Source organism: Paenibacillus sp. GbtcB18, assembly GCF_019091125.1.
GTDB lineage: Bacteria > Bacillota > Bacilli > Paenibacillales > NBRC-103111 > Paenibacillus_F > Paenibacillus_F chitinolyticus.
On sequence record NZ_JAGXJX010000005.1, the window covers coordinates 121,569 to 148,076 of the forward strand.

General features: G+C 50.8%; 27 protein-coding genes and 1 pseudogene. 26 read left to right on the forward strand and 2 right to left on the reverse strand.

Annotated features, from left to right (window positions below; genetic code table 11):
* The first annotated feature begins 2 nt into the window (after positions 1-2).
* The 11 genes and pseudogenes from KVT34_RS16350 (at position 3) to KVT34_RS16400 (ending at position 7,854) form a co-directional block, all read left to right on the forward strand.
* On the forward strand, positions 3-230 hold the full coding sequence (locus KVT34_RS16350; protein ID WP_217559885.1) for a DUF7336 domain-containing protein: 228 nt from the start codon (positions 3-5) through the stop codon (positions 228-230).
* A 463-nt stretch (positions 231-693) separates the two neighbouring features.
* Complete coding sequence (locus KVT34_RS31850; RefSeq protein ID WP_309244101.1) at positions 694-981, forward strand: Imm26 family immunity protein; 288 nt, start codon at positions 694-696, stop codon at positions 979-981.
* Positions 982-1,127: 146 nt separating this feature from the next.
* Positions 1,128-1,277 carry a hypothetical protein gene (locus KVT34_RS16360; protein WP_217559886.1) on the forward strand — a complete coding sequence of 50 codons (150 nt, stop codon included), beginning with the start codon at positions 1,128-1,130 and terminating at the stop codon, positions 1,275-1,277.
* A gap of 130 nt (positions 1,278-1,407) precedes the next feature.
* Positions 1,408-1,596 carry a hypothetical protein gene (locus KVT34_RS16365; protein WP_217559887.1) on the forward strand — a complete coding sequence of 63 codons (189 nt, stop codon included), beginning with the start codon at positions 1,408-1,410 and terminating at the stop codon, positions 1,594-1,596.
* Positions 1,597-2,256: 660 nt separating this feature from the next.
* Entirely contained in the window at positions 2,257-2,565 is a 309-nt protein-coding gene (locus KVT34_RS16370) for a hypothetical protein (RefSeq protein WP_217559888.1), read from the forward strand.
* 54 nt (positions 2,566-2,619) lie between these two features.
* A pseudogene (locus tag KVT34_RS16375) lies at positions 2,620-2,811 on the forward strand (Imm53 family immunity protein); the annotation flags it as partial.
* Between the two features lie 57 nt (positions 2,812-2,868).
* Positions 2,869-3,234, forward strand: a complete 366-nt coding sequence (locus tag KVT34_RS31855; protein WP_254634950.1) for an Imm64 family immunity protein — start codon at positions 2,869-2,871, stop codon at positions 3,232-3,234.
* Between the two features lie 294 nt (positions 3,235-3,528).
* Positions 3,529-3,834, forward strand: coding sequence for a hypothetical protein (locus KVT34_RS16385; protein WP_217559889.1), 306 nt, complete (start codon positions 3,529-3,531; stop codon positions 3,832-3,834).
* Positions 3,835-4,031: 197 nt separating this feature from the next.
* A complete protein-coding gene (locus tag KVT34_RS16390) occupies positions 4,032-4,703 on the forward strand; it encodes a P-loop NTPase family protein (RefSeq protein WP_254634929.1) in 672 nt (223 codons plus the stop codon).
* Between the two features lie 204 nt (positions 4,704-4,907).
* On the forward strand, positions 4,908-5,165 hold the full coding sequence (locus tag KVT34_RS16395) for a hypothetical protein (protein ID WP_217559890.1): 258 nt from the start codon (positions 4,908-4,910) through the stop codon (positions 5,163-5,165).
* Positions 5,166-5,544: 379 nt separating this feature from the next.
* Positions 5,545-7,854, forward strand: a complete 2,310-nt coding sequence (locus KVT34_RS16400; protein WP_217559891.1) for a M4 family metallopeptidase — start codon at positions 5,545-5,547, stop codon at positions 7,852-7,854.
* Between the two features lie 338 nt (positions 7,855-8,192).
* On the opposite strand, the gene KVT34_RS16405 is transcribed toward KVT34_RS16400, so the two are convergent.
* The gene (locus KVT34_RS16405) at positions 8,193-9,239 is read right to left on the reverse strand and encodes a class I SAM-dependent methyltransferase (protein WP_217559892.1); all 1,047 of its coding nucleotides are present in this window, start codon (positions 9,237-9,239) and stop codon (positions 8,193-8,195) included.
* Between the two features lie 199 nt (positions 9,240-9,438).
* Here KVT34_RS16405 and KVT34_RS16410 point away from each other — a divergent pair, with 199 nt between their 5' ends.
* From KVT34_RS16410 to KVT34_RS16465, 11 genes are all read left to right on the forward strand, one after another.
* A complete protein-coding gene (locus KVT34_RS16410; RefSeq protein ID WP_217559894.1) occupies positions 9,439-10,320 on the forward strand; it encodes an aminoglycoside 6-adenylyltransferase in 882 nt (293 codons plus the stop codon).
* A gap of 25 nt (positions 10,321-10,345) precedes the next feature.
* Entirely contained in the window at positions 10,346-10,615 is a 270-nt protein-coding gene (locus KVT34_RS16415) for a magnesium and cobalt transport protein CorA (protein WP_217559895.1), read from the forward strand.
* Complete coding sequence (locus tag KVT34_RS16420; protein ID WP_254634930.1) at positions 10,612-11,274, forward strand: hypothetical protein; 663 nt, start codon at positions 10,612-10,614, stop codon at positions 11,272-11,274. The genes KVT34_RS16415 and KVT34_RS16420 overlap by 4 nt, the downstream gene beginning before the upstream one ends.
* Positions 11,275-11,998: 724 nt before the next feature.
* Positions 11,999-13,534 (forward strand): PucR family transcriptional regulator, encoded by a 1,536-nt coding sequence (locus tag KVT34_RS16430; protein ID WP_217559896.1) that lies wholly within the window; start codon positions 11,999-12,001, stop codon positions 13,532-13,534.
* Between the two features lie 161 nt (positions 13,535-13,695).
* A complete protein-coding gene (locus KVT34_RS16435; RefSeq protein WP_217559897.1) occupies positions 13,696-14,355 on the forward strand; it encodes an aspartate/glutamate racemase family protein in 660 nt (219 codons plus the stop codon).
* 9 nt (positions 14,356-14,364) lie between these two features.
* Positions 14,365-15,288: a DMT family transporter gene (locus KVT34_RS16440; RefSeq protein ID WP_217559898.1), complete on the forward strand. Its 924-nt coding sequence runs from the start codon at positions 14,365-14,367 to the stop codon at positions 15,286-15,288.
* Between the two features lie 283 nt (positions 15,289-15,571).
* Complete coding sequence (locus KVT34_RS16445) at positions 15,572-17,194, forward strand: OPT/YSL family transporter (RefSeq protein WP_217559899.1); 1,623 nt, start codon at positions 15,572-15,574, stop codon at positions 17,192-17,194.
* 10 nt (positions 17,195-17,204) lie between these two features.
* Positions 17,205-18,266 (forward strand): S-methyl thiohydantoin desulfurase family protein, encoded by a 1,062-nt coding sequence (locus tag KVT34_RS16450; protein ID WP_217559900.1) that lies wholly within the window; start codon positions 17,205-17,207, stop codon positions 18,264-18,266.
* Between the two features lie 53 nt (positions 18,267-18,319).
* Positions 18,320-19,252 (forward strand): DUF1177 domain-containing protein, encoded by a 933-nt coding sequence (locus KVT34_RS16455; RefSeq protein ID WP_217559902.1) that lies wholly within the window; start codon positions 18,320-18,322, stop codon positions 19,250-19,252.
* 86 nt (positions 19,253-19,338) lie between these two features.
* Positions 19,339-20,010 (forward strand): AroM family protein, encoded by a 672-nt coding sequence (locus KVT34_RS16460; RefSeq protein ID WP_254634931.1) that lies wholly within the window; start codon positions 19,339-19,341, stop codon positions 20,008-20,010.
* 29 nt (positions 20,011-20,039) lie between these two features.
* Positions 20,040-20,993: an aminopeptidase gene (locus KVT34_RS16465; protein WP_217559905.1), complete on the forward strand. Its 954-nt coding sequence runs from the start codon at positions 20,040-20,042 to the stop codon at positions 20,991-20,993.
* Between the two features lie 117 nt (positions 20,994-21,110).
* Here KVT34_RS16465 and KVT34_RS16470 read toward each other — a convergent pair whose 3' ends face one another.
* Complete coding sequence (locus KVT34_RS16470) at positions 21,111-22,379, reverse strand: ATP-binding protein (RefSeq protein WP_217559906.1); 1,269 nt, start codon at positions 22,377-22,379, stop codon at positions 21,111-21,113.
* A 172-nt stretch (positions 22,380-22,551) separates the two neighbouring features.
* Between KVT34_RS16470 and KVT34_RS16475 the strand changes: the two genes are divergently transcribed.
* From KVT34_RS16475 to KVT34_RS16490, 4 genes are all read left to right on the forward strand, one after another.
* Positions 22,552-23,145: a TetR/AcrR family transcriptional regulator gene (locus tag KVT34_RS16475; protein WP_217559907.1), complete on the forward strand. Its 594-nt coding sequence runs from the start codon at positions 22,552-22,554 to the stop codon at positions 23,143-23,145.
* A 294-nt stretch (positions 23,146-23,439) separates the two neighbouring features.
* Positions 23,440-24,456, forward strand: coding sequence for an aliphatic sulfonate ABC transporter substrate-binding protein (locus KVT34_RS16480; RefSeq protein WP_217559908.1), 1,017 nt, complete (start codon positions 23,440-23,442; stop codon positions 24,454-24,456).
* A 130-nt stretch (positions 24,457-24,586) separates the two neighbouring features.
* Positions 24,587-25,342, forward strand: a complete 756-nt coding sequence (locus KVT34_RS16485; RefSeq protein WP_254634952.1) for an ABC transporter permease — start codon at positions 24,587-24,589, stop codon at positions 25,340-25,342.
* Positions 25,343-25,420: 78 nt separating this feature from the next.
* Complete coding sequence (locus KVT34_RS16490; protein WP_217559910.1) at positions 25,421-26,332, forward strand: TauD/TfdA dioxygenase family protein; 912 nt, start codon at positions 25,421-25,423, stop codon at positions 26,330-26,332.
* The last annotated feature ends 176 nt before the right edge of the window (positions 26,333-26,508 follow it).

Genomic DNA, 26,508 nt, shown 5'->3' on the forward strand with positions numbered 1-26,508 from the left:
CCATGCAAACAGTTTTTTTGCTGCAACATAGTTATGAAATAAACCAAATTGAATATACAAAAACAATTGGTATCTATTCTTCTAGAGATAAAGCACAGGATGTAATTAATAAATATAAAGAATTGCCTGGTTTTAAAGAATATCCGGAAGATTTTTATATAGATGAATATCATGTGGATAAAAATGAGTGGCAGGAAGGCTTCTTGAGTTCTAGTGCATTTGAAGATTGATTCTTGCTATAAGTATAAGTTATGCAAGGAGAGTTTATATTTCCACAAAGGACAACAACGGAGGTTGTGGTCCTTTGTTTAATTTTTGGAATGTATGATCTATATTTGAATGATCGCTGAATTAATAGACTGGATGTCTATATTACCTTTACGGTGGGTGAATTTGACGCTGTAACGGGTGGATAAACAGTACGAAAGAAAGTGAGGCAGCAATTGGTTTCAATTGATGCCTTCCTTTTGCTAAGTTATAGAAAGAGGGGATGAACGTAATGACAGAAGAATTTACAGAACTTCGTTTATTAAAACGAACAAGGAAGAAGCCGCAGGATGGAGACATTTTTGTCATGGAACCGAAGGAAAATCTTTTTTATTTCGGCAAAGTGATCAACGACAGTGTGGAGAGTAAAAATCTAAAGGATGGTATCTTGTTTATCTTTACAATACCCCTTCTGACACTAAACAGATTCCGAATAATCTCGATCCCTATAATTTGTTAATTCCCCCCATGGTTATTAATAAACAAGGTTGGTTGCAAGGTTATTTTGAGACGATTGGCTCAGAAATCGTTACTGATGAAGAGAAAAGTATTGATTTCGGATTTTGGGACATGACAAGGGAAAAATTCTATTCTCTTTCAGGAGAAGTCTTGAAGAAAAAACCTGAAATTTTTACTGGTTACGGATTAATAAGCTACGGAGGAATAGGTCGGGGTATTCACAGATTGCTTTCAGGAAAGCCGCATAACTTATAAGGGTTAATTCGCAATAATGGATATTTATATCAAGTAGGGATGATTTCAAATGCCCAGAAAGCTTGAAGCATGAATGCCGAATTATTTAAGACATGGGTACAGGAGGATGACTCACCATTGTAGATATCGAGGGAAAACACTACTTAGTGAAGCCGCTGCATAACATCGTTCAGGAGGAAATCGAGAGCGATGAGGAATTAAAGATGCTGATCAGGCAGGCCAAAAGGGACATTGCAGGTAACGAGACGTACACAACCGAAGAAATCCTGGTGGCCATTGAAAAGGGTGACCTATGAACATCAAATGGACCAAGCAGCCAGGGATAATTTAAAGCAACCAGAGTCAGCACTACACGCGGAAGAGACGTTTGAATCGGGCGGTTAAGCCCAATCGAACATGACCTAAGTTCATTGGAGGTATGAATACATGGGCCCACTAACAATTTTGGGAGCAGTTTCTGCAAGTATGGGTTTGGTTCAAATTATGTTTCCAAAGTTCATTTTAAAACTAAAACCACTTGGTATAAAAAGCTCAAAACAAATTAAGCAAGGAGGTTATATTACTCTACCATTGGGTGTAACTGTAATCATTTTTGATAGTATAGTATTAAAATAAGTCTTTGTAGATTTGAAAAAACACATCGTGATTTGCAATACAATGTGTTTTTTTGTGTTGATTTAACAATGTCAAGGATGCATGTTTAATGGAACAGAATCCCGTCTTTTTGTTTTGCTTGCAGCGATTTATAAATTAGGATAGGCAGGATATTGGTGCCATAGGGAGGATAAAAATGAACACATTTGAAAATTTAGATTCGATATTCCGGACTTGGTGAAGAAAATTGTCGTTCCACTGAGAGGTAAGGAAATAGACGAGCATTCTTTCGCAGAACTATTTAAGAAATTAGTATATTTACAAGGTGCGATAAAGGATGAACCGGTTATTAGCAGGAAAATTGCCGGGTATCTATTCTACCTCTACACTCAACTTGAGATTCAGAAAATCTATGCGAATAATGAGAAGGCTATAGCCATTCAAGAAAAGAGAACACGATTACTAACGTATCTTAGACAAATTTTTGGAGATATTCGCGAAAATAGCTAATTTTGACTAAACACAGATGATCAAGAAATATTAGAATATCTGGCGTGTTGTATCTGTTATATTTTGTATATAAGTGATTTATACTTAAGGGGGAAATTGGATTTGGTCATACCGCAGCTTAAAAGAATTCTAACAAGTAGTGAACCGCAATCTGCAGTATGAGGTGAAATCATGTTTGAAAACATAAATTTTTATCCTGGAGTAGTTAAATATAACGAGTATAAGATCGATAACAGTACCCTATTGCATGGGGACAATGACGATTTACAGGAAGATATGTTTTTTGTTAGGTACCCGAATAACTATGCATTAGATGTAGGTTGGTATTTGGGAACTCAGAGTTTTTTGATTTTTATTGTACGGAATTTAAACTGGGACGAGCCGGTCCTTAGAAAGGAATGTTTTACTTATAGCGAATTAGAAACGAATGTTATTCAATTATCAGATTGGTTAAAGGAATTAAACAAAGATTTTTTATGATATTTTTCTTGCACGAAATAGAGTAAAACATCAGGAGGAAGGCCATTGGAGATTTTGAGATGGTTACAGGAGTGGTACGCGTCACACTGTAATGGAGATTGGGAACATGATAGTGGTATTTGAATAACTACCATTGATAATCCCGGATGGTATGTTTCCATAAATCTGAGTGAGACGGAGCTGGCGAGCAGACAGGTAGATGTGGTTCAGATTGAGCGAACGGATGACGATTGGGTTCACTGTAAAATAGAAAAGGGTCTGGGCAACGAACGATTAAGTTTCACAACGGAACAGGACCCTACATTGCCATTTGATTATGCGTTTTGTGACCATGAAGCACAGATCGAGTTCTCTCCACGAGAATTCAAACCGGAAAGATACTCGCGGTCTTTTTGGCCGGACTTATCGAACGGTGAATTGAAGATAGCAAAAAGTAGTTGGCATATTAACGGATTAACGGAAAGACAGGAGCAATTATCAGGAGAGAGGTGTCCAATGACAAAGAAACCGTACAAAGAAATAGGCTCTTTAAGCATTCATTCTGTTTTTGAAGAAGACTCTGGAGTTTTAAAAGTATCCTTGAACGAGGCGGGTTATGTAGAGGTTAGTATTTCTGAGACCCATGAGCATGGAATGACTGCCGAGATAGATTTAACTTTCGAAGAGTAAGAGAGAGTATTAAAAAGCAGTAGCTAAAGCAAATGACATCCTTTTAAGCGATATTTTTCATCAAGAAAGGTATACAGTCGATTTTATAAACGTAAGCTGGCCGTCATTAAAAAGACAGGGATTTATATTAGTCAATGTTTTTGAACATTCGATTATTCTCGTAGTATCACTAACGCGCGGCGCAGATGCGGATATTATGATCGGTAAAGAAGAGATTTCACTGTTAGTATCTTTATTTAAAAAAGTTGAAATGAATAAATAACAAATTACTTAGTTAGCTATCAGGAGGTTGGAATGATCCTTGATATCAAACGTTTTGATGAATTGAAAAATTATTTGGGGATAAGGGTTACTGAAGAACCTCCGTTTGGTGGAGTTGATTACTTCTTCCCGTTTTTTGAAAAAATGAAGTCGGATTCTTCGGTACTCATTATAAAACTGGATGGAGAGAGGAAAGAAAATATGTACACCGCGCTGGTTTCAGGAAAATTATTAGGTGATGAAGGGTCGATTAGAGTAGATAATTCAAACCTTACAGAAGGTGTAGCATATGTAATTATAGAATATGCCAAGAGAGTTTGGGGATGGACTGATAATTAATAAGTCGTGCCATTTACTATCCCAATAGTACTATCATCAGAGCCTGAGAGCAGATTATCCCCATGAGTCCCCAACTTCAGCAAATGTTGAATGATAATTCTTAGCTGCTTTAGATTTCAAAATCATTTTTGTAACTTTGGAGCCGGTACATTATGAATGACTAAAGATACTCTTGAGAGGAGGCAGGCTCTAAACCAATGGTACAACCCATCGACACGGTTCGAGTAAAGAATTTGACGGTATTGGGCGATCCCAAGTTAGCTAACTATGGGCAGATGCGGGATTATTGCGAAAATTTTTCCTATGAGTTTAGAGGCGGGCATGTATACGGAATTATCGGCGAATGCGGTTCGGGAGGCTGGGTGTTATCCTATTTTTTAACGGGGAGGGAAAAAGCGCAGAACGGGACCTTATACCTGAATAACGTTCTTGCCGCGGACTCGTCTGTACTTGCTGAAGTTGGATGTTATGTTGGTGAGGGTGTCATTTCAAGAAAACGATTTGGAGGCATGACAGTACGGCAGCAAATCGAAAAGGGGTTAAAACAAACCAACAAATTCACTTTGAATGAGCTCGTAGAATGGTTTGAACTGTCGTCCTCACGTTTAGATCGAAACATAGAGCATATCAGTAACGAGAGATGGAACGCCTCCATAGCTATTGGACTCGCGCACGGCAAAACCCTATTTTGTTTTCCCTGGTTGAATACGGCGTGGATCCATTCTTTGAGAAGCCGAATTACAGCAAGTGTTAAGATACTGAAAGATCAAGGGGCAATCACCATAATCCCCACTGCCAAGACAGAGGCGTTAAATAATATTGCCGATTATTCTGTTGATATTTCCCTTGAAGAGGAGAAACTTAGTTGAGCTGGAATCCTCTTGGCTGAAAGAAGGGCTGGGTTTTGAGCGCCATGGATCTGGCACAGAAAGATTTAAAAGATCTTACGTAAAAAAAGTAGTAGGGGAGGATGTTTATTGGAATATGCGGAAACGGCTTTTTGGAATTTGGTGCGATGAGCGAAATGTACAGCAAATAAGCGGTGTCATCAAAAAATTCAAGGAGGAGAACTGTTGACCGCGAATTTCTACAAAATCCAAGAAATCATTAACGAATGGAATCCCATTGAGATTGAGCCCTTACTGGATGATGAGTATTCTTTAGAAATCAGATACATTATGGAATTTATAAATGAACAGAGATCCGATCTGTCCCTTCTTGCACTTAGAGATACAATAAACGAAGTATTCAATCAAGAATTTGAACGTTTTTATATACAAAGCGAACAAGCGCTTGCCATCGCGAAAAGGATTATGCATGTGTGTTTGTAGGCCGGCTAGGCGTAGATCTTCTAGAACCGGCAGGTTCTACAGCTTCGAACAGCAGCCCTCTTTTTAAAAATATTCCTTCTCAACTAAAAAATTTTTTTCTTAGATTCAACCCGCGGTCAATTGACAACTCGCAAAACCGATAGTATTATGAAATTGTAAAAATAACATAATAATTACATATTTACCAATGAAATTGCAGCCAAGAATAACTAACAGTTTGAAAATGGCTGTTTTTTTGTGCCATTCCAAGCGTGCATCCGGTTCAACTAACATAGAGATTTGAGATAATGAGCTTTTTGAAAGGGGAGTGTTTTGAAAGCGTTATCATCATAGGGTTGAAGAGCCTTGCATTAAAAAAATGATGGGAGATGAATGATGAATGAAAAAGAGTTTATCCGTGATTGTACTGAGTACAGTAATGGCGTTGTCCGCAATTCCGGTAGGCGCAGCCTCCGGCAATTCCGCGTCGGGTTCGCCGGCTGATTTGGCCGCTCCGCGTTTTATCGGGGAGAAGTGGGTTGCTCCGCAGAATGCTTCTCTGGAAGCGAAAGTATGGGGTTATCTGAACGCCAAGAAGGGGCTCCTCAATTTGACGGGGGATGCGGAGCAGACCATCCGGATCACGGATCAGGCGACGGATGCCGAGACAGGAACCCAGCACGTGCGTCTGAAGCAGTATATCCAGGGAATTCCGGTGTTCGGTACGGATCAGACGCTTCATTTTGACAAGGAGGGCAACGTCTCGGCGTATCTGGGCAGTACGGTTGCCGACAACGGCCAGCAGTCACTCACCGCTATCGCGCCGAAGATCAGTGCGGAGAAGGCGATTGCGATCGCGAACAAAGATATGGAGAAGCGGATCGGCAAGCTGGGTGCCCAGGAGCGGGAGCAGCAGGCGGAGCTGAACTTCTATCCGGTCAACGGGCAGAACGTGCTGGTATACATCACGGAAGTGAATGTGCTTGAGCCTTCCCCGCAGCGCGAGACGTATTTTATCGATGCGGCCACGGGCAAAATCGTGAACCAGTACGGCATGCTGGACCATGCGACCGGTACGGGCGTCGGTGTGCTAGGTGATACGAAAACGTTTACAACAACGCAAAGCGGCACCCAATACGTGATGCAGGATACGACGCGTGGCGGCGGCATCATTACTTATTCGGCGGGCAACACGCAATCGCTTCCGGGAACGCTGATGAGAGATGCGGACAACGTGTGGACGGACCCGGCGGCAGTCGATGCGCATGCTTATGCGGCAGTCGTTTATGATTACTTCAAAAATAATTTTAACCGCGACAGCCTGGACGGCAGAGGAATGGCGATCAAGTCGACGGTGCATTACGGAAGCCGCTATAACAACGCCTTCTGGAACGGTACGCAAATCGCATACGGTGACGGCGACGGCTCGACATTCCGCTCGTTCTCCGGCGATCTCGACGTCATCGGCCATGAGTTGACGCACGGAATTACCGAGAAAACGGCGGGACTCATTTATCAAGGAGAGTCCGGTGCGCTTAACGAGTCGATTTCGGACGTTTTCGGCAATACCATCCAAGGAACGAACTGGCTGATCGGGGATGACATCTATACACCGTCCATCCCGGGCGATGCGCTGCGCTCAATGGAAAATCCGACGCTGTTCAACCAGCCGGACCATTACAGCAACATTTACCGGGGGTCCGACGATAACGGCGGGGTGCATAAAAACAGCGGCATTCCCAACAAAGCGTTCTACCTGCTTGCTCAGGGCGGCACGCATCGCGGCGTCAGCGTAACCGGTATCGGCCGCGGGGATGCTGCCAAGATTGTCTATAAAGCTCTTACTTACTACTTGACGAGCACGTCCAATTTTGCGGCCATGCGTCAAGCGGCTATCAGTTCGGCCACCGATCTTTTCGGTGCCAACTCAGCACAGGTTAACTCGGTAAAAGCGGCTTATGCCGCTGTCGGCATCGGAAGCCCTCCAACTCAAGATACCCAAGCGCCGACGGCACCGGGAAATCTGGTCTCGACAGGCAAAACTTCGAGCAGCGTAACCTTGTCGTGGAGCGCGTCGACGGATAATGTGGGCGTGACCGGCTATGACGTGTACAGAGGCTCCGTGCTGGCGGCATCCGTCTCCGGCACAAGCGCGACCGTCAGCGGTCTGAGCCCAAGCACGGCTTACACCTTCACGGTGAAAGCGAAGGACGCGGCCGGCAACGTATCCCCGGCGAGCAGCCCGGTGACGGTAACGACCAACCCGTCGACCGACCCGACGGATACGCAGCCGCCTACGGCTCCGGGAAATCTGGTGGCGGCAGCCAAAACGTCCAGCAGTGTATCCCTGTCGTGGAGCGCATCGACAGATAATGTGGGCGTAGCCGGCTATGACGTGTACAACGGCTCGACGCTTGCTACTACAGTGACAGGTACGAGCGCGACCGTCAGCGGTCTGCAGGGCGGAACGTCCTACACCTTCACCGTCAAAGCGAGAGACGCTGCGGGCAACGTATCTCCGGCGAGCAACGCGGTGACCGTTACAACGGATACAGGCTCCGGCGCTGCCGCTTGGGCTGCGTATACCACTTACCAAGTCAACGATCTCGTCACCTACCAAGGGAAGACTTACAGAGCTCTTCAGGGTCACACGGCTATGCCAGGCTGGGAACCGGCTAACGTTCCGGCTTTGTGGGCAGTCGTTAGTTAAGATATAAAGTTAAGAGGCGGCCTGTTCCCGGTGTTGAACCGGGGACGGGGCGCTTTTTTTTATGGAAACGTTGCTTGTTATAACATATCTTACCGAGCATAGTTAGTACGTAACTATGGACTAATGTACCACTATTTTAAACTTGTAAATTTAAGAAAAATGTAAGATCGAGGAAGACTTAAATAAAGCGGGGGGGTGTGATATGCTGAATCAGCCCAAATTATAATCAAGACTTAAGACGCCACTTTTGAACAGCACAAAGACGTGACCGGACTGATCATTCACAATGACCAAGGATTCCAGTACACGTCTGCCTATGATGAATGTATGTTTTTCAGCTATTTAAGCAGCTTCGAGGTATCCAGTGAATAAGAATTCAAGTATTTACTGCAGTACTCTTCGTCAATCGGCAATGCGTATTCGAAATCAACTAGAATTGGTTCATCAGCTGGATTGGAAAGGGAGGCATTGTGTTTATACTCGTCACGTTTCTCAAGCTCGGCCGCGATCCTAAACTCTGATAATGCCTCATTGAGATCACCTTGTTTCCAAAGGATGACGCCAAGCGTATTGTGCGCCAGAGACCAATCAGGTCTTAATTGGATAGCGGTTCGTGCATCGCTGGCTCTGGCATCCAGATAGAATCCGCCTTGCAAGATGCCACAAATTGCCACGTCTAAATGTGCTTCAGATGCATGGATAGGATTTGCGTAATTGAAACCATCCTGAGAATCAATCACTTCATATTTGAAATGGTCCTCCCAATAAAATTGTACATTCGTAAGGTTTTTAAACTCCCAATGCAACAATAATTGCCCTTCTTGTGAACTCGGAAACGCACTCATTCCCAGATGTCGCAAAGAATGCCGAATGAATTTTCGTCTCTCAAAAACGATTGTATCTCCCTCGACTGACACAAACCAATTGTGAGACGGATTTGGCCCGAAAAGAAGTTCAAATTTCTTTTGGGGCGTCTCGATAAAACCGCGTTTTGAAACGCGCATCATTTCTTTGCAAGCATCGCTTGGAGAGTTTGTATGCTCAAACACTTGTCTGGAAATGGCAAAATCAAACGATTTGTTATCGAAAGGCAAATCTTCCGCGAAACATTCTAAATATTCAATGCCAGGCTTTACCTGCCTGCCTGATCGATGTGCAGAATATTCGAGATAGGGTTCTGTAACAACAGTTGCCTTGGAAAACGGGTTCGATCCTCCTCCGATATCAAGGACCTTATCCGAGTCGGTTACATTTAAAACATTTGCTAATATGTCGTCAAGCAAAACGGGATATACATTGCCGAACGAATTGGTCAAAGGGATAGGACGAGTGTAGCCTCTGAAATTTATATTGATAACTTGGTTAAAGTTAAAATTAGGATGCATGTGATTCCCTCTATTCTGATTTGATTCTATTATTCGACCAAAGTTTACCACGAAATAAATTTGAATGCTATTGAAAAACCATACTTCTTCTTGTAAGAGAACATGGACGTACTTAACATAAAGATTGAAGTTGGAGCAGTTAAGAGGACTATCAAGGAGCTTGCTTGTATTTAATATTGACCTAAGAGAGGGATTGCGGATGAGAACAGAGAAAGAAATGTTTGATTTATTAGAAGAGACTGCTCGCAAGGACGGACGAATTCGTGCGGTGTATATGAACGGCTCGCGCACCAATTCTAATGTCCCCAAAGATATTTTTCAGGACTTTGATATTGTTTATGTAGTAACGGAAACAGCTTCATTTATTAATGATGCAAATTGGATACACACTTTTGGTGACTTGCTTATGTTGCAAGAACCTGATAAAAATGACCAATCGATAGGCATGGATATGGATTTTACTCAATCATACGGGTATTTAATGCTATTTAAGGATGGAAACCGAGTAGATCTTCGCATTGAAACGAAAGAATCCATGCTTGAAAGATATGGCGGAGATAAATTGACAGTTCCATTGATAGATAAGGACGACTGCCTGCCACTCATTCCTGCTCCAACCGATATCGATTATCAGATAAAACAGCCTTCCGAGCAACGGTATAGAGTGTGCTGCAATAATTTTTGGTGGTGCCTGCAAAATGTAGCAAAGGGGATATGGCGCGACGAATTACCTTATGCGAAACAAATGTTTGAACAAGTCATTAGACCCCGGTTGGACGAGATGATTGCATGGTGGGTGGGCACTAAAAATGATTTTCAAGTTTCCATAGGAAAAATGGGGAAGTATCTGAAAATCTATCTTCCCGAACCTTATTGGGACCTGTATAAAGAAACCTATTCGGACAGCACTTATGAAAATGTGTGGAATTCGGTGTTCACGGCCTGTGAATTATTTAGAATTCTCGCCAAACATGTAGCTGAACATTTTGGGTTTACATACGAAAACAAGGATGATACGAATATGACTCATTATCTGATGCAGGTCAGGGAATTGCCTAGGGATGCGAAAGGAATATTTTGAATAGCATGAGGCAGGGGGATCTCAAATGGAACGGACACCCAAAGAGCGCCTGTGTTGGCTGCTAAGACTATACAAGGATAAAGAAATTCAAGCAGAAGAATTCTGCGAAGAATTTCATTTAACATACAATCACGATCTTGACGAGGAATTAACTGAAACGGAGAGAGTTCTTTTTAGAGAAATTGCTGCAGTAGCGGCGAGATTCTCTCCGTTTGAAGAGGATCACCAAAAATACCCGGGGGTGTATTTTACAACAGAGGATGTAGAGCGTGTAGTAGAGGGGAATGTTGGATGATTCATTTTTCTTTTAAGACAAACGAAGAATCTTATGCCCTATGTTATGAAATCGTAGAGTGCATGATGAGAGAGTTTACAATAGAGGAAAGCGAAGCTGTCTGCCGGATAAATCTTCAATGGTCGGAGATGGACTTTTTGGATGAAGACGATATCCGGTATCATGAAACTCCCGATGATTGGGCCTATATTATTTATTATGGACACGAGTCCCAATGGTGGGCTAGAAAAAACGATCCTACTTTAAAACCCAAACCGATTCATGAAAATACTAATAAAGAGCCTATAAAATGGACTTCTGTCCCTCGGGGGCAAGAATCTTTCATTATGAAAAAAGCGTTAATCGACATTTTACTAGATCCATATTCAACGGAAGCTGAAAAAGATGATGCGGCGATAGATCTGGGCGAACATTTTGAAGATGAAGAAACAATCGCTATCCTGCTGAAGGTATCTAATCAAGACGTTATAGGTGAAATGGTTGCTGCAAGCTGTGGCGAATCGTTAGCATACATATGGTTAAGAAAATCGGAAATCAATTACGATCAATTATTGCTTCTAAAGGAGGCGGCTTTATGTGAAGCCCTTTCTTTGATAAAAGCGCACAGATATGATTGGTTCGCGGAGTATGAACGAAGATTATCGCCGAAGGGAATTTAGAAACAGTGATGTTCAGATGGGCTGGCAAGAAGGACAGATAGACGTTCGGTGGAGGACACTTATGCATTCGTATAGGAGTGAGGCATTTTCATGGTGATGCCGAAAGCACCTCTTTACAGCATGAATCCGCTTTGCATGAAATAACGGTTTTGGATGATTTGATTAGGATCCAGAGCTCCTTCAAGCTTCGACCACCAATGGGTAGCGAGGAATAAGCTGGTTTCTATAACTCAATTAGGGGAGTACAGAATTTCATGAGAAAGCGATGTAGGAGTTGTAACGGTTATCTGAAATGGAGTAAAGTCTTCGTAGTTTTACATAAGAATAAGAAAGTAATCTGCGCTCACTGTATGAGTGAAGTTGAAGTCAGTTTGTTCAGTAAATGTATCTTTTTCTTCGTTAGTTTAGCACCCGTATTTGCGAATCTGATTGTTTATGTTAAAAGCGGAGATTTTTTTCAAATAGGTAAGCTCCCTCTAACCACAGCCTATATGATTTGGTACTGGCTGATTGCAATGATCGCCCCTTTTCTGGTCCCAATAAAACCCAAGCCACTCCCTCAAAAAGAAGGAGCCTCCTAACAGGCATCCTTCTTTTCCCTTGCCTGCCACGCCCCTCCTTCCCCACAAAAAAACGCAGAAATGATACAATAGACGCAGAAGTTTTTTTACCTTTGCCCCACGCACCAAGAAACGCACAAACTGTCTGAAATCGGGTGAACACGATGAATCTCAAAGGGATGACGGTCCGGGAGCTGCTCCAGCTTCCGATATTAAAAGACGCGTCGCTGATCAGCGGAGAAGAAGGGCTGGACCGCGTCGTGCGCTATATCGACATTATGGAGGTCCCGGATATCAAGGGCTGGCTGCGGGAAGGCGAGCTGATTCTGACCACCGGCTATTCCATGCGCAACGATCCGGGCCTGGTGCTGGAGCTGATGGAAGAGCTGAGAAGGGCGGATGCCGCGGCGCTTGCGATCAAACCGGAGCGGTTCATGGGCGGCATTCCCGCCGAAATGGTGGAGCTGAGCAACCGGTACCGGATTCCGGTGATCCAGATTCCGCCGGGAATTCCGTATATCGATATTACGCATACGGTGATGGAGCAGATTTTGAATACACAAGCGGCTCTGCTGCGCAGGTCCGAGGAAGTGAACAAGACGCTGACCGGTCTTGTGCTGCATAACAAAGGCATCCAGGTGGTGGCGGACAGCGTGGCGGAGCTGGTCCAGGCGCCCATCTGGGTGATCCACAAGAACGGCCGCGTCATCGTTTCGTCGCCGGCGGATGCGGGAGATCCGCCGGCCGGCCGGACGAAGAGCTGGGACGTGTCGGTGGACAAGCAGTTCGCCGGGCGCCTCATCATCGGGAAGGAACAGCTCGACGAGCTGGAGCAGGTCTGCATCGAGCATGCGCGGCTGGTGTTCTCGCTGGAGCTGATGCGCCGCAAGATCGCCTACGACACGGAGCAGCGGCTGCAGGGCAGCTTCTTCGAAGAGCTGCTGATGGGCTTGCCCTTGTCCAGGCAGGACGCGGAAAACAAAGGGAGGCAGCTCGGCCTCCAGCCGGACTGGTGCTGGGAAGTCTGCATCGTTGAAGGCGAGCCGCATCTGTTCGAGGAGCACGCCTCTCTGCCGGCCGCCCTGGGCGAGCTGACGGAAAGCGAGTCGGCCGCCCGCAAGGTCAAGTCCCATCTGTTCCGGCAGGGGGACCGGCTTGTCCTGCTGCTGGCATCGCCGGCGCCGAGCACGAAGCAGCCGGGCGCCGGCAAAACGGCCGGGTGGGCCGACGTTCTGGCCCCGCTGCTGGACTCCCACAGCCAAATCCGGACCGGTTTCGGCGGCAAAGCTCCGCTCTGGGAAGTGTATCGCAGCTACGTGAAGGCCAAAAAAGCGATGACCATCGGCGGCCGTCTGGACAAGGAACGCCGTACGTTCAGCTACGACGAGATCGAGATGTTCGATCTGCTGCTGGAATCGTCGGCCTATGTAGGGTTCGATGCGTTCACGGAGAAGAAGATCGGCAAGCTCTCCAAGTATGACCGGGACAACGGAACCGATCTTGTGCCCACCTTCTATGCTTACCTGGCGGCCGGGGGCAGTCTGATCGAAGCGGCGAACAAGCTGTACATCCACCGGAACTCCGTGAAATACCGGCTGGACCGCATCAAAGACATAGCTGACATAGACATGGAAGATACGTCGAAACGGCTGATGTATTATTTGTGCACGTCGTTTTATTTATTGAAAAATTTGGAATGAAATCCGGCCTTTTGTGCTCTGAGCACAAAGGGCCTTCGTTATTTTTGGCAGCCGAGAACATGGTCCGCCTCATTGGAAACGAATACAATATTACCAATCCAACATTAACAAGCCACACGAAGTCTACAAAAGCAAACGAAAACGAGGAAGGATGGGAAGCCATGATCGGAGTGATTCGCGTATTAACGACAGAAGATACGAAAGTTCTCGAGCAGCACGGAAAGTTACTGGAGCAGACGTACGGACTGCCGGTTGTGAGCAAATGCATTCCGGATCAGCCTCTCGGCATTTATAACGGGGAGACGGAAGCCATCGCCGTTCCGAAAATTGTCGAGCTGGGCAAGAGGATGGAGTCGGAAGGCTGCACGGTGCTGGTCATCTCCTGCGCGGCGGACCCGGCGATCGAGCCTCTGCGCGAAAGCGTCTCGGTGCCGGTCATCGGAGCGGGAAGCGCCGCGGCGTACGCGGCATTGTCCATGGGCCGGCCCGTCGGCGTATTGGGCATCACGGAAGAAGCGCCTGGGGTCATCCGCGATCTGCTCGGCGATAAGCTTGTCCGCTACGCGCGTCCCGAAGGCGTCACCAACACGACGGATCTCATGACACCGGCCGGACGCGAGAAAGCGGTCGAAGCCGCCCGCTCCTTGCTGGATGCGGGGACGAAGGTCATCGTGTTCGCCTGCACGGGCTTCTCGACCATCGGCCTGGCCGCCGTCCTCCGGAGCGAACTGCATGTTCCGGTCGTCGACGCCGTCGAAGCGGAGGGCTTGTTCGCCTCCCATTACTTCAAGCAGCTCGATGATGTCCGCGAGCCGAATTAAGCCCAGCCCGTGACTTGGACATCGGCCAGATCGTACCTGCTTCTGATCTTCTGCGTCTTCGTCTGGGCGCTGAATTACATGGTCCGCCAGGTACTGCTCCGGGAGTTTCCTCCCATGTTTCTCTCGGCGCTGAGCTTGACGATCGTGTCCGGCACCTTTCTGCTGTGGGCGTGGGGAACGCGCACTTTTGTGAAAATAACGGGAAAAGACGCGCTCTGGCTCTGCTGTTCGGCCGGAATCGGCCTCATTGCGAACCAGATCCTGCTGTTCCGGGGACTCCAGCTCACGACGGCCACGAACGCGTCGCTTATTTTTACACTGTCGCCTTTGTTTACGGCCGGCCTGGCCGCTCTTTTCCTGAAAGAACGGGTGACCTGGCGCATGGTGGCGGGCAGTGTGATCGCGATTTCGGGTCTGGCTTTCGCCTTGAATGTCCGCGGTTTGCAGTTTAATGCAGGCGACTGGATTATGGCGGGCGCGACGTTTACCTTTTCGTGCAACCTGATTTTTGTCCGCATTCTGACGAGGCGGCTGTCTCCCTTTATCGTGACGGTTTACAGCTTCGCGCTCAGCACCGTGCTCTTCGATCCGTTCGTTCTGGCGGCCGGGGAGGCCACCTGGATACATCCCGCGGGGATGTGGGCGCTCGTGATCGTGACGGTGATCGTGGCACAGGGGCTTACGGGGGTCATGTGGAACAAAGGGATGCAGACGCTAGGCGCGGCGAAAGCGGCCATCGTGCTGAATTTGCAGCCGCTAATGACGATGCTGCTGGAATTTCTTCTTTTCGGCCGCGCCGTTACGACTCCTCAGCTATTCGGGGCTGCGCTTGTTTTTACCGGGGTTCTCCTCGGAACGGTTCAACTGCGTATATTTTCCATGAAAAAGAAACGGACGTTACCGGAGGTTTTGCCGGAATCGGCCGGAAAGTAATTTCGTTCGGAAAGCGCCCGCGAGCCGGTTTTGTCATACCCTTGGGCTATATTCTAGTAAAGCTTTAAAGCGGTATGGGCGTGATGGAATGGGATGTTTATTACAAGGCGATTTTACCGAATTGCACTTTTATTTGTCGGAACATTCCATTTTGCACATACTACTTGTATAAAAAATACTTGCACCTCTGCCTTCGGCTTCATTCCCGTAACAGAGAAAAGTTTCCTCAAGGAAACAGATGACGGGAGAATGGTTCTACATCAAGTGATTAGGGGGATTGTCCATGGAAGAGAAAGAGGTAAAGGAAAAGGAAAAGGAAAAGAAGCACCCGAGTATTTTCGAGCCGTTCGCGCTGATCTTGAACATTGTCACCAGTGTGATCGGGGCCATTATCGGGATGCAGCTCGTCACGACGCTGGGGGTAACCCCGAATACCGCGATTATCGGAGCGCTTGTCGCGATGCTGATCGCACGGATTCCCGTGATGATATTCCGTAAATACAAATCGATTCACCGCCAAAATCTGGTTCAGACGTCTATTTCCTCGGCGACGTTCGGAGCGGCCAACAGCCTGCTCATTCCGATCGGGATTCCGTTTGCGATGGGCGCGACGGAACTGATCGTGCCGATGCTGATCGGAGCCGCGCTGGCGATGTTCGTCGACGCGACGCTGCTGTACAAGCTCTACGACTCCAAACTTTTCCCGGCAAAAGGAACTTGGGCGCCCGGCGTAGCTACCGCGGAGTCTATCCTGGCGGGGGACAAAGGCGGCAAGCGTGCGCTGCTGCTCGGCGTCGGTACCGTTATCGGGCTCATTGGCTCATATTTTAAAATCTCGATGTCCGCTTTCGGTGTCGCGTTTATCGGGAACATCTGGGCGCTGACGATGTTCGGCATCGGCCTGATGATCCGGCAGTATTCGGTGCCGTGGTTCGATATCGACGTCAATCAGCTGTACATCGCCCACGGGGTCATGATCGGCGCAGGTATCGTCGCGCTCATCCAGGCGGGGCTGCTCATTTTCAAGCGTCCGAAATCGGCGGAGTCCGAAGCGGGAGGCGAGGAAGAAATCACGGACAGCAGGCTGACCCGGACGGATAAAGAAGCCCGCCGCACCCTCAGCCTCGGTTTTGCCGCTTACCTGGTCATCGCGCTGCTCATTGCCGTCATCGGCGGGATTATGACGAAAATGTCGCTCGGCATGCTGATCGGCTTCATCATTTTCGCCGCTTTCGCGGCCTTCGTGCACGAGATTATCGTAGGGATCGCCGCTATGCATTCCGGCTGGTTCCCGGCATTTGCCGTCGCTTTTATTACGCTGCTGTTCGGTATGCTGATCGGGTTTCCGCCGGTTGCGCTTGCGCTTCTGGCCGGCTTTAGCGCGGCGACGGGACCGGCGTTTGCGGATATGGGTTACGACTTGAAAGCCGGATACATTCTCCGGGGCAACGGCAAAGATCCCGAGCTGGAGCTTCACGGGAGAAAACAGCAGTACATCACGGCGATGATCGCCTTTGGTGTCGCGCTGCTGACCGTGCTGCTCTCGTACAAAGGCTATTTCGCGCAAAACCTCGTTCCGCCTATCGACAAAGTGTACGTATCCACGATCCAGGCCGGAGCTTCGGCCGATATTGCCCGCCAGCTGCTGCTTTGGGCGATTCCGGGTGCGATTGTCCAATTGATCGGGGGGCCGTCCCGTCAGATCGGGGTGCTTTTCGCAACGGGTCTTCTGATCGTTTCGCCGAATGCGTGCTGGGCGGTACTCGTCGGTATTCTGATCCGGATCGTTGTTCTGAAAATTTTCAAGAAAAAAGCCGAAACGCCGATGAGCATTCTCGCCGCAGGCTTTATCGCGGGGGATGCTCTGTACAGCTTCTTTAGTTCCGTATTCAAACTCAAAAAATGAGGTGGCTTCCATGACGAGACTCAAGCTGAACGAAGAAATGGTAGAGCAGGCCGTTTACGGCGGTGCCGTTCTGGGCGGCGGTGGCGGCGGCTGGATCGAAGAGGGACTGAAGCTCGGACGCCTGGCGCTCGAAGTCGGCGAGCCCGAGCTGATCTCTCTCGACGAATTCGGGGACGACGACCTGCTGGTCACCGTCTCCATGGTCGGCGCTCCCGCGGCCAAAGAACAGTTCGTGAAGCCCGTTCACTATGCGAAGGCGCTTGAGATGCTCGCGGCCAAAATCGGCCGGCCCATCCAAGGGCTCCACACGAACGAGAACGGAGCCGGGACGACGGTCAACGGCTGGTTCCAGTCGGCGATCACCGGCGTGCCGCTCGTCGATTTCGCCTGCAACGGACGGGCTCACCCGACCGGCTCCATGGGCTCGATGAACTTGTCCGAGGTGGAGGACTACGTGTCCCATCAAGCGGCCGCAGGCGGCCGTGGCGACCGCTACATCGAGCTGAGCATCTCCGGGTCGCTGGACAAGGCGTCGACGATGATCCGCAAGGCTTCCATCGAAGCGGGCGGTCTGGTCGCCGTTGCCCGGAACCCCGTGACGGCGGCTTACGCGAGAGCCAACGGCGCGGCCGGGGCCATTACGCAGGCGATCGAAGTCGGCCGGGCGCTGCTCTCCGCGAAGGGAGAGGCCGCCATCGAGGCCGTGGTCGCGCAGCTCGGCGGCAGGGTCGTAACCGCCGGTACGGTAACGGACTTCTCACTGGAAACGGCGGGCGGTTTCGATGCCGGAACCGTTCGGATCGACGACGCGTACGAGATGACGTTCTGGAACGAGTACATGACGCTGGAGAAAGACGGGGAGCGATTTGCCACTTTCCCGGATCTGATCATGACGCTGGATGCGAAAACAGCGAAGCCGATCGTATCGGCCGCCATCGCGAAGGGGCAGCAAATTGCAATCATTGCGGTGCCCGCCGAGAAGCTCCTGCTCAGCACGACGATGAGAAACCGCAAGCTGCTGCAGGCGGTGGAAGACATTATCAAGAAGCCGGTACTTTCTTATCTGGATTAGATCCCGACTCATTCATTTCGACATCAAAGTGAATTCATACGGAGGAAGTTAACATGACCCTTAAACAAACGATGACCGTTCTCGATACACTGGACAGTATTTATGCAAGCGGAGCGAAGGTCAAAGAATTGTTCGACGCCTATCCCGGCGTATCGGTGACCGTTTCCAAAGTCAGCGGAGAAAAAGGAAGCACGGATTTCGTCAAAGTCGTAATCCCCGGCACGGACGGCAAAAGCAAGGGCGGCAGCGCGCCGACCTTCGGCATTATCGGCCGTCTGGGCGGCATCGGAGCGCGCCCGAGCCGCATCGGCCTCGTATCGGATGCGGACGGAGCGGTTGCGGCTGTCGCGGCCGCATTGAAGCTGGCGGATATGCAGACGAAGGGCGACGCGCTCCCGGGCGATGTGATCGTAACGACTCACATTTGCCCGGACGCGCCGACCCGCCCGCATGAACCGGTCGATTTTATGGATTCGCCGGTCGATATCCTGACGATGAACCGGGAGGAAGTCGTGCCCGAAATGGACGCGATTCTGTCCATCGACACGACGAAGGGCAACCGCGTAATCAATCACAAAGGCATCGCGATATCGCCGACTGTGAAGGAAGGGTACATCCTCCGCGTCAGCGACGATCTGCTCCGCATTATGGAGATGACGACCGGTCAGCATGCGGTGACGTTCCCGGTTACGATGCAGGACATCACGCCGTACGGCAACGACCTGTATCACATCAACTCCATCCTTCAGCCGTGCGTAGCGACGGATGCTCCCGTCGTCGGCGTCGCGGTCACGGCGCAATCCGTCGTGCCGGGCTGCGGAACGGGAGCGAGCCACGAGACGGACATCGCGACAGCGGCGCGTTTCGCCATTGAAGCGGCCAAGGAAACGACGTCGGGGACGTGCGCTTTCTACGACCCGGAGGAATTTAGCCTGATCACGAAGCTGTACGGGTCCATGAAAATTTTGCAGACCAGCGGCAAGTAAGCGGGGATCGGGACAGCAGACAGGGGAGGTTCCCCTGTCCTTTTTTTTCAGCCGCTTCGGGCGGATCTTACATGGGGGTGGAGAACATGGGAAAACTGGGAATGATCACAATCGGCCAAGCGCCCCGGACGGACGTGGCGCCGATTATCGAGCGCTGCCTGGAGGGACGGGCGGAACTCGTTCAAGGCGGCGCTTTGGACGGGCTGGATAAAGCGGACATCGAGAGGGAGCTTTTTCCGGAAGAAGGGCAATACGTACTGACGTCGCGTCTGGCGACCGGCGAATCCGTCGTAATGTCGCGCGAGAAGCTGCAACCTCTGCTGCAGAAGCGGATTAGCGAATTCGAGGAGGCCGGAATCCGGCACATTTTGCTGCTGTGCACAGGCGTATTCCCCGGCCTCCGGGCAGAGCGGTCGTATCTGATCGAGCCCGACCATCTTATCCCTCCTGCCGTCAAAGCGATGGCCGGCGGCCGCAGGCTCGGCGTGCTCGTACCGCTGCAGGAGCAGTGCGCAACGCTTGCGCAGAAGTACGAGCCCCACGGCTTGAGCCCGGTTTTTGCCGTCGCGTCGCCGTACAAACGGGATGAAGCCGAATTCCGGCGTGCCGCCGAGGAACTGAAAGAGAAGAGCGATATCATCGTACTGGACTGTATGGGGTACACGGAGGAAGCTCGGCAGTTCATGGCGGAGGCTTCGGGCAAGCCGGTGGTTCTATCCAATGCCCTGATGGGCAAGCTCGTATCGGAAATGATATAGAGGACGCCAAATTAGAAAGGATGAAGATCATGAACGAATCGCTCATCGAAGTCGGCAAACACGTGCTGCAAAGCAGTCTGGGACTGCAGGCCCGGGAATCATTCCTTGTCGTCTCGGACGAAGATAAGAGACATCTTGCGGAGCCGCTTTACGAAGCGGGAAAAGCGCTTGGCGCGGAGGCGGTGCTTATGGTCATGAAGGACCGGTACAGACCGGGGGAAGAGCCTCCTTCCGCAGTTGCCGCCGCGATGATCACCTCGAACGTGGTCGTCTGCATCACGAAGCAGTCCCTCACGCATACGCAGGCCCGCAAAAATGCGGCTGCCGCCGGAGCAAGGCTGGCCACGATGCCGGGCATTACGGAGGATATGTTCCTCCACGGCGCCATCTCGGCCGATTATGCCGAGGTTAAGCGTCTGACGGATCAAGTGACGAAGCTCTTAACCGGGGCCCGGGAGGTGCGCATCGAGAAGGGCGGCTACACGCTCGCTTTCCCTGTGGAGGGAAGAAACGGCGTGCCGAGCACGGGGCTGTATCTGAATCCTGGCGAGTCGGGGAATTTGCCGTCCGGCGAAGCGTACATCGCGCCGCTGGAAGGAACGGCGGAAGGGCAAATCCTGATCGACGGGTCCATTGCCGGAATCGGCAAGCTGAGCGAGCCTCTTCTGCTCACCATCGAACAGGGCCGTATCGTAAAAGCGGAAGGCGAAGCCGGTCCGCAGCTCCTGGGCATGCTCGGTGACAAAGACGGCCGGCTTCTCTGCGAATTCGGAGTCGGAACGAACGATAAAGCGAGAATTACCGGGGTCATCCTGGAAGACGAGAAGGTGTACGGCACGATACATGTGGCCTTCGGCAGCAACAATACGTTCGGTGGAACGATCACGGCCGGCGTCCATATCGACGGGCTCGTTAAGGAGCCGACCGTATATCTGGACGGCAAGCTGCTCATGGAGAAGGGGAAGCTGGCTCTTCAGGGGTAACACTCTGCCGGTTCCCGCCCCGTACTCTGTACAATCGGGGTCGCCCGCGGCCCATAAATCAATCGCCGGTCCTCTTATGCTCCGATAGAGCGTGAAGAGGCCGGCGATTTTTTTTTATCATCCTTCGGGATTGTTGGAAGCAAGGGGAAGCGAGAGCGTGAATTCCGTTCCCTTATGAAGCTCGCTGAACACCGAGACCGTGCCGTTCATGGAACGGATCACCTGATAAGAATACGTAAGGCCCAGGCCGGTGCCCGTATTTTTGGTGGAATAATAGATGGAGCCGAGCCGCCTCAACTGTTCTTTATTCATCCCGATTCCATTATCCCGGATATGTACTTTCACGAGCAGCCCGTCCGTATGCATACGCAGCGTGACGTTTCCTTTTTGTATGGCGGAACAGGCTTCGACGGCGTTTTTTACGAAATTGACAAGGAGCTGCTTCATTTCGGCTCTGTTAGCGGATAATCGCACGGGTTCGGACGGGACATGCAGGATCAGCGACACATTGTTCATTGTGGCATAGGGCGTCATAACCTCCGCGACAGCCTCCAGCTCATGGGCGAGATCGATGACTTCGCGTTTTTGCGTTAAAGGCTTGGACATGGATAAATACTCCGACAGAATCGCTTCCGTCCGCTTCACTTCCTCGATGCTGATGTCGATGAACCGGTGAAGTTTTTCGGGGGGCATTGCCTGATCTTGACGGATGAGCTTTAAAAAACCGAGCACGGTGGTGAGCGGGTTGCGCACTTCATGTACCAGGGAAGCGGCGACCTGGCCGACGGCCTCGATTTTTTCGCTCTGCAGGTACCTGAGGTACATGTCCTTATCCGTGGCGGATTTTTCAAACAAGTAGATCAGCAGCAGAACTCCGACCGAGTTGTGAACGGGTATGATCAGAATATGGTACGTCAAATGAGTCAGAATATAATCGGGCCGGTTGATATACAAGAGAAGAAGGGGAAAGAAAGAATAACAGAGTCCGGCCATAACGGCGACCAGGTACTTCTGGCTTGTCCTGTGGTAGACACTGCACAGCAAGACCGACAGGGGGAACGTAACCAGCAAAATGCCCAGAGCCGAAGAGGTCCCGGGACCTCCCAAATAAAGGCGGTACAGAACGAACTCCAGCATAAGCAGAAGGCCGACGCGAAACCCGCCGAACACAAGCGCGAAAAAAAGAATGACGTAACGGACATCGAACTGAATGCCTTTTTCGACGCTGGAAGCGAATGTCATGGAAAGAAACAGGCAGATCATGGAGGTAATCAGAATAAATTTTTGGGTGTAATTGGTGTCTCTGTCCCGGTAATAGAAGCTGTACAGTACGAAAGGCATAAGGGAAAAAAAGAGCTGAAGTAAAAGATCTTTGATCTGCGCCAATATCGCTCACCTTCTGGACGTGGTTATCTTCATCCGATCCCTAACACTATTCGGCAGGCAGAAGGAATTTTCTGGGGTTCAAAATGAATATTTCCAGGAAGCGGGAGAAACCGCAGTTTTCTGATTTCCTAAATGTGTTATAATCCACGGTATCGGAGAAAGGGGACCCGTTATGTCTGTGAATAACCCGGAAAAAGTAACGCGGCAGAGAGAAGAACGCAGGTCGCAGATTCTTCAGGCTTCCATCGGAATTTTCGCGAAAAAGGGCCTCGCGGCGGCCAAAATATCGGATATTGCGGAAGCGGCGGGGATTTCCCACGGCCATGTATACAACTATTATGCCTCCAAAGAAGAGCTGTTCGTCAGTCTGGTCAAGATGCTACAGGAAAGATACGGCAGAGTCTGCGAAGAGGCCCGCAGCCGGGCAGGAAATGCGCGCGATAAGCTTCTTTGGCATGCCCGGAAAATCGGGGAGGACGAGAATGCGCTGAACGGCATGCATGTCGTTCTGCATGCGGAGACGATCGCCGGTATTTCCGCGGAGGAAAAGCGGGAAATACCGCGCAGGGCCGTCGAAAACCTCCAGCCGATTATCGCGATCGTGAAGCAGGGACAAGAAGAGGGGACGTTCCGGGAAGGAAGACCCGAAGATTTGGCGGTGCTTTACTTCGCTTTGCTCAACGGTGTCAGCGGGGCCCGGCGCAGAGGACTTGGAGCCGTAGCGAGCCCGGATGAAGAGCAGCTGGTCGGGCTGCTTTGCAAATAAGCCGGGAAATATGGATGAGGGGCGGCCTTCTTTTCAAGTATTGTTAAAAAAGTATTGACTTCCCAAAAAGGGGCTGATAGAATCATTCCAACAAGGAGTGACTGACTAGTCAGTTAGTACATTTTTAAAACCGACTATTTTTATGTGAATATTAGGTTTAATTGTTTTAGGAGTGAATCGCGATAATTCTGGTATCCTACCGGTCCACTGGTGGCACCTTGCACGGCCCGCTTAACGCGCGCTGTCGGGTGTCTTTTTTTGTACTCAAAATTTTTGTGCAAAGGGGAACGGCGGATGAACAAACTTCAAGCATCGCTGGCGGCTGCGGCACTCGCCATAGGCTTGGCCGGACTTACGGGATGCGGCGCCGGACAGGCCGCGACAACCGCCTCGGGGACGGATGCGCCCAAGGGCACATATACCGTCAACCTCGCAAACAACGGGGGCGGCGGGCTGTTCCTCCTGGCCAAGGAGAAAGGCTGGTTCGAGGAGGAATTCGCTAAAATCGGCGGAGACGTCAAATGGTCCGAGTTTCCGAGCGGACCGGCTCTTCTGGAGGCGCTGGCCGCGGGACGCGTCGATTTCTCCTGGCTCGGGGACGGGGCGGCGATATCCGCTCAGGCGAACAACCTGCCGGTCACGACGCTGTCTCTGCTCTCCGAAGGCTTGAAAGGGCTCAACATCGTGATCGTCCCGGCCAAAAGCACCGCCCGGAGTCTTGCGGATTTGAAGGGAAAAAAGATCGCGATTGCCAAGGGGACTACGCTTCATGTTTTTTTCATCAAAGCGGTTAAGCAGGCGGGGCTGAAAGAATCCGACTTCCAGCTTATCCAGCTCCAGGCGGAAGAAGCTGTCGCCGCATTCGAATCGGGAGCGGTGGATGCCTGGGTCGGACTCGACCCGTATACGAGCATCCAGAAAGCCAAAAACGGCGCGCGCGTCTTGACGAGCGGGGAAGCTCTGAACATCAAAGCGCCGGTACTTACGATCGGCCGGACCGATTTTGTCAAGGAGCATCCGGGAGCGGCGGAAGCTTTTCTGAAAGGATTCGAGAAAGCGATAGCTTTTCAGAAGGAGCACCGGGATGAGGTCGTCGACTTCATAGCGAAGGCGAAGAAGGCGGACCGGGCGACGATCGAGCTGGTGGTACACAATACCGAGTATTCGAACGTTCCGATTTCAAAAGAGATTTTCGGCGTCCAGCAGGCCTCGGCGGACATTCTCCTGGAAGCGGGCTTTATCAAGAAGAAAATCGACGTGACGCAAAACACGGACAGCAAAGCGATTGAAGCCGTGAAAGCGGCTAAATAAGGAGAAGGAGGCGAAGACCGTGTCAGCTTTGGGACAATTGAACCCGTCTTCCCCGGCCGCCAAGGGCCTGGATGAGGGGGAAGGAAGACGAGCCGCCGCAGGAAGAGTATCCGCCAGACGCGGAGGCAAACTGAAAATTGCCCTGCTCGGGCTCGTGCTGCCGCTGGCGGCGCTTGCCGCCTGGCAGACGGCAAGCGGGCTGAAGCTGGTCTCCGCGACGTTATTTCCATCGCCGCTCAGCATTGCGGAGGAATTCGCGGGAATGGTTCAATCCGGAGAGCTTTTCCATCATCTGAGGGTGAGCGTGCAGCGGGCCGCCTATGGATTTCTGCTCGGCGGCTCGCTCGGTCTCCTGACCGGTATGCTGGTCGGATTGAGAAAAAGAGCCGAGTACATGCTCGACCCTACTCTACAGATGCTCCGCACCGTTCCGCATCTTGCGATCACGCCGCTTTTTATCCTCTGGTTCGGGTTCGACGAGTTGTCCAAAATTTTGCTGATCGCGCTGGGAGCTTTTTTCCCGCTGTATGTAAATACATTCCTGGGCGTCCGGAACGTGGACTCCAAGCTGTTTGATGTAGCCAAAGTGCTGGAGTTCAGCCGCTTCCGGCAAATTACGAAGCTGGTGCTCCCTTCGGCGCTGCCGAATGTCCTGCTCGGTCTCAGGCTGTCGCTGGGCGTCGCCTGGCTGGGACTCGTCGTGGCGGAGCTGATGGGATCAAGCGAGGGCATCGGGTATATGATCCAGGATGCCCGGCAGTTTTCCAGAACGACCGCCGTGTTTGTGGGCATCCTTATTTTCGCTGTTGTCGGCAAGCTTGTGGATTCCGTCGTGCGGCTGCTGGAAGAGCGGCTGTTGAAATGGCGCGACAATTACAAGGGATAGTCCCGGTAAGGGCAGACGCGCTGCCGGTCCGGGCTTGCCGCTGACGATAAATCAACCATTTTAAAGGAGGAAAAGAACATGAGTGAACAAGTGAAGGTAACCCCGGTTTCAGGAAGAATTGGTGCCATTATTGAAGGAATTTCATTGTCCGGCAGTCTCGATGAAAGCACGGTAGGTTTTATCCGCGAAAAGCTGCTCAAACATAAGGTTATTTTCTTCCGGGAACAAAATCACCTGGATAATGCCGGACAGGAAGAGTTTACAAAGCTGCTCGGCAGCCCGGTCGCTCATCCGACGATTAAGCCCAAAGACGGCACGGATTACGTGCTGGAGCTGGATTCGACCCACGGGGGCCGCGCCAACGTGTGGCATACGGATGTGACGTTTGTCGATGCATATCCGGCCGCTTCCATCCTCCGGGGGATTGTGATTCCCGAAGCGGGCGGGGATACGGTGTGGGCGAATACGGCAGCCGCTTATGAACTGCTTCCTGCGGAGCTGCGGGAGCTGGCCGACAAGCTGCGGGTGCTGCACACCAATGAATTCGATTATGCGGCCACGATCAGAACGGTTAACGCCTTGGGCAGCGAAGCGGCGCGCAAATACCGGGAGAGCTTCGCTTCCACGGTCTACGAAACGGAGCATCCGCTCGTCCGCGTTCACCCGGAAACGGGAGAGAAGACACTTGTTTTGGGCGGCTTCGCCAAAAAAATCGAAGGCTTCTCCGTTGCCGATTCCCAGAAGCTGATCGCCTTGTTCCAGGAACATATCACGAGCCTGGAAAATACCGTGCGCTGGCGCTGGGCCGAAGGCGACGTGGCGATCTGGGATAACCGCGCCACGCAGCATTACGCCGTGAACGATTACGGCGATCAGCACCGGGTCGTCCGCCGGGTCACGATTGCCGGCGACGTTCCGGTCGGCGTGGACGGCCGCAAGAGCGTCACGCGCATCGTCTCGGAGCCGGCGGCTGCGGCGAGCGCGTCGTAAGCGGGCTGCGGGCGCTCAGCCCTGCGCAGGGCTGGCGCGGGCGAGAGACGGAACGCCGACTGGAGGGAAGGCAGAGCCGAACGGGCGTGCAGCCGTAGAGGGAGCGCAGTCAAGCGAGAGCCGAAGGAGTGCGAAGCGGTAGAGGGAGCACGGTTAAGCGAGAGCCGAAGGAGTAC

What these genes read in the sequence shown, in the direction of transcription:
- KVT34_RS16465 (WP_217559905.1), top strand. Translation starts at nt 20,040, where the DNA reads ATGAACGAATCGCTCATCGAAGTCGGCAAACACGTGCTGCAAAGCAGT.
- KVT34_RS16435 (WP_217559897.1), top strand. Translation starts at nt 13,696, where the DNA reads ATGATCGGAGTGATTCGCGTATTAACGACAGAAGATACGAAAGTTCTC.
- KVT34_RS16410 (WP_217559894.1), top strand. Translation starts at nt 9,439, where the DNA reads ATGAGAACAGAGAAAGAAATGTTTGATTTATTAGAAGAGACTGCTCGC.
- KVT34_RS16390 (WP_254634929.1), top strand. Translation starts at nt 4,032, where the DNA reads ATGGTACAACCCATCGACACGGTTCGAGTAAAGAATTTGACGGTATTG.
- KVT34_RS16350 (WP_217559885.1), top strand. Translation starts at nt 3, where the DNA reads ATGCAAACAGTTTTTTTGCTGCAACATAGTTATGAAATAAACCAAATT.
- KVT34_RS16490 (WP_217559910.1), top strand. Translation starts at nt 25,421, where the DNA reads ATGAGTGAACAAGTGAAGGTAACCCCGGTTTCAGGAAGAATTGGTGCC.
- KVT34_RS16450 (WP_217559900.1), top strand. Translation starts at nt 17,205, where the DNA reads ATGACGAGACTCAAGCTGAACGAAGAAATGGTAGAGCAGGCCGTTTAC.
- KVT34_RS16475 (WP_217559907.1), top strand. Translation starts at nt 22,552, where the DNA reads ATGTCTGTGAATAACCCGGAAAAAGTAACGCGGCAGAGAGAAGAACGC.
- KVT34_RS16405 (WP_217559892.1), bottom strand. Translation starts at nt 9,239, where the DNA reads ATGCATCCTAATTTTAACTTTAACCAAGTTATCAATATAAATTTCAGA.
- KVT34_RS16420 (WP_254634930.1), top strand. Translation starts at nt 10,612, where the DNA reads ATGATTCATTTTTCTTTTAAGACAAACGAAGAATCTTATGCCCTATGT.
- KVT34_RS16365 (WP_217559887.1), top strand. Translation starts at nt 1,408, where the DNA reads ATGGGCCCACTAACAATTTTGGGAGCAGTTTCTGCAAGTATGGGTTTG.
- KVT34_RS16455 (WP_217559902.1), top strand. Translation starts at nt 18,320, where the DNA reads ATGACCCTTAAACAAACGATGACCGTTCTCGATACACTGGACAGTATT.
- KVT34_RS16385 (WP_217559889.1), top strand. Translation starts at nt 3,529, where the DNA reads ATGATCCTTGATATCAAACGTTTTGATGAATTGAAAAATTATTTGGGG.
- KVT34_RS16370 (WP_217559888.1), top strand. Translation starts at nt 2,257, where the DNA reads ATGTTTGAAAACATAAATTTTTATCCTGGAGTAGTTAAATATAACGAG.
- KVT34_RS16415 (WP_217559895.1), top strand. Translation starts at nt 10,346, where the DNA reads ATGGAACGGACACCCAAAGAGCGCCTGTGTTGGCTGCTAAGACTATAC.
- KVT34_RS16430 (WP_217559896.1), top strand. Translation starts at nt 11,999, where the DNA reads ATGAATCTCAAAGGGATGACGGTCCGGGAGCTGCTCCAGCTTCCGATA.
- KVT34_RS16460 (WP_254634931.1), top strand. Translation starts at nt 19,339, where the DNA reads ATGGGAAAACTGGGAATGATCACAATCGGCCAAGCGCCCCGGACGGAC.
- KVT34_RS16400 (WP_217559891.1), top strand. Translation starts at nt 5,545, where the DNA reads ATGAAAAAGAGTTTATCCGTGATTGTACTGAGTACAGTAATGGCGTTG.
- KVT34_RS16445 (WP_217559899.1), top strand. Translation starts at nt 15,572, where the DNA reads ATGGAAGAGAAAGAGGTAAAGGAAAAGGAAAAGGAAAAGAAGCACCCG.
- KVT34_RS16480 (WP_217559908.1), top strand. Translation starts at nt 23,440, where the DNA reads ATGAACAAACTTCAAGCATCGCTGGCGGCTGCGGCACTCGCCATAGGC.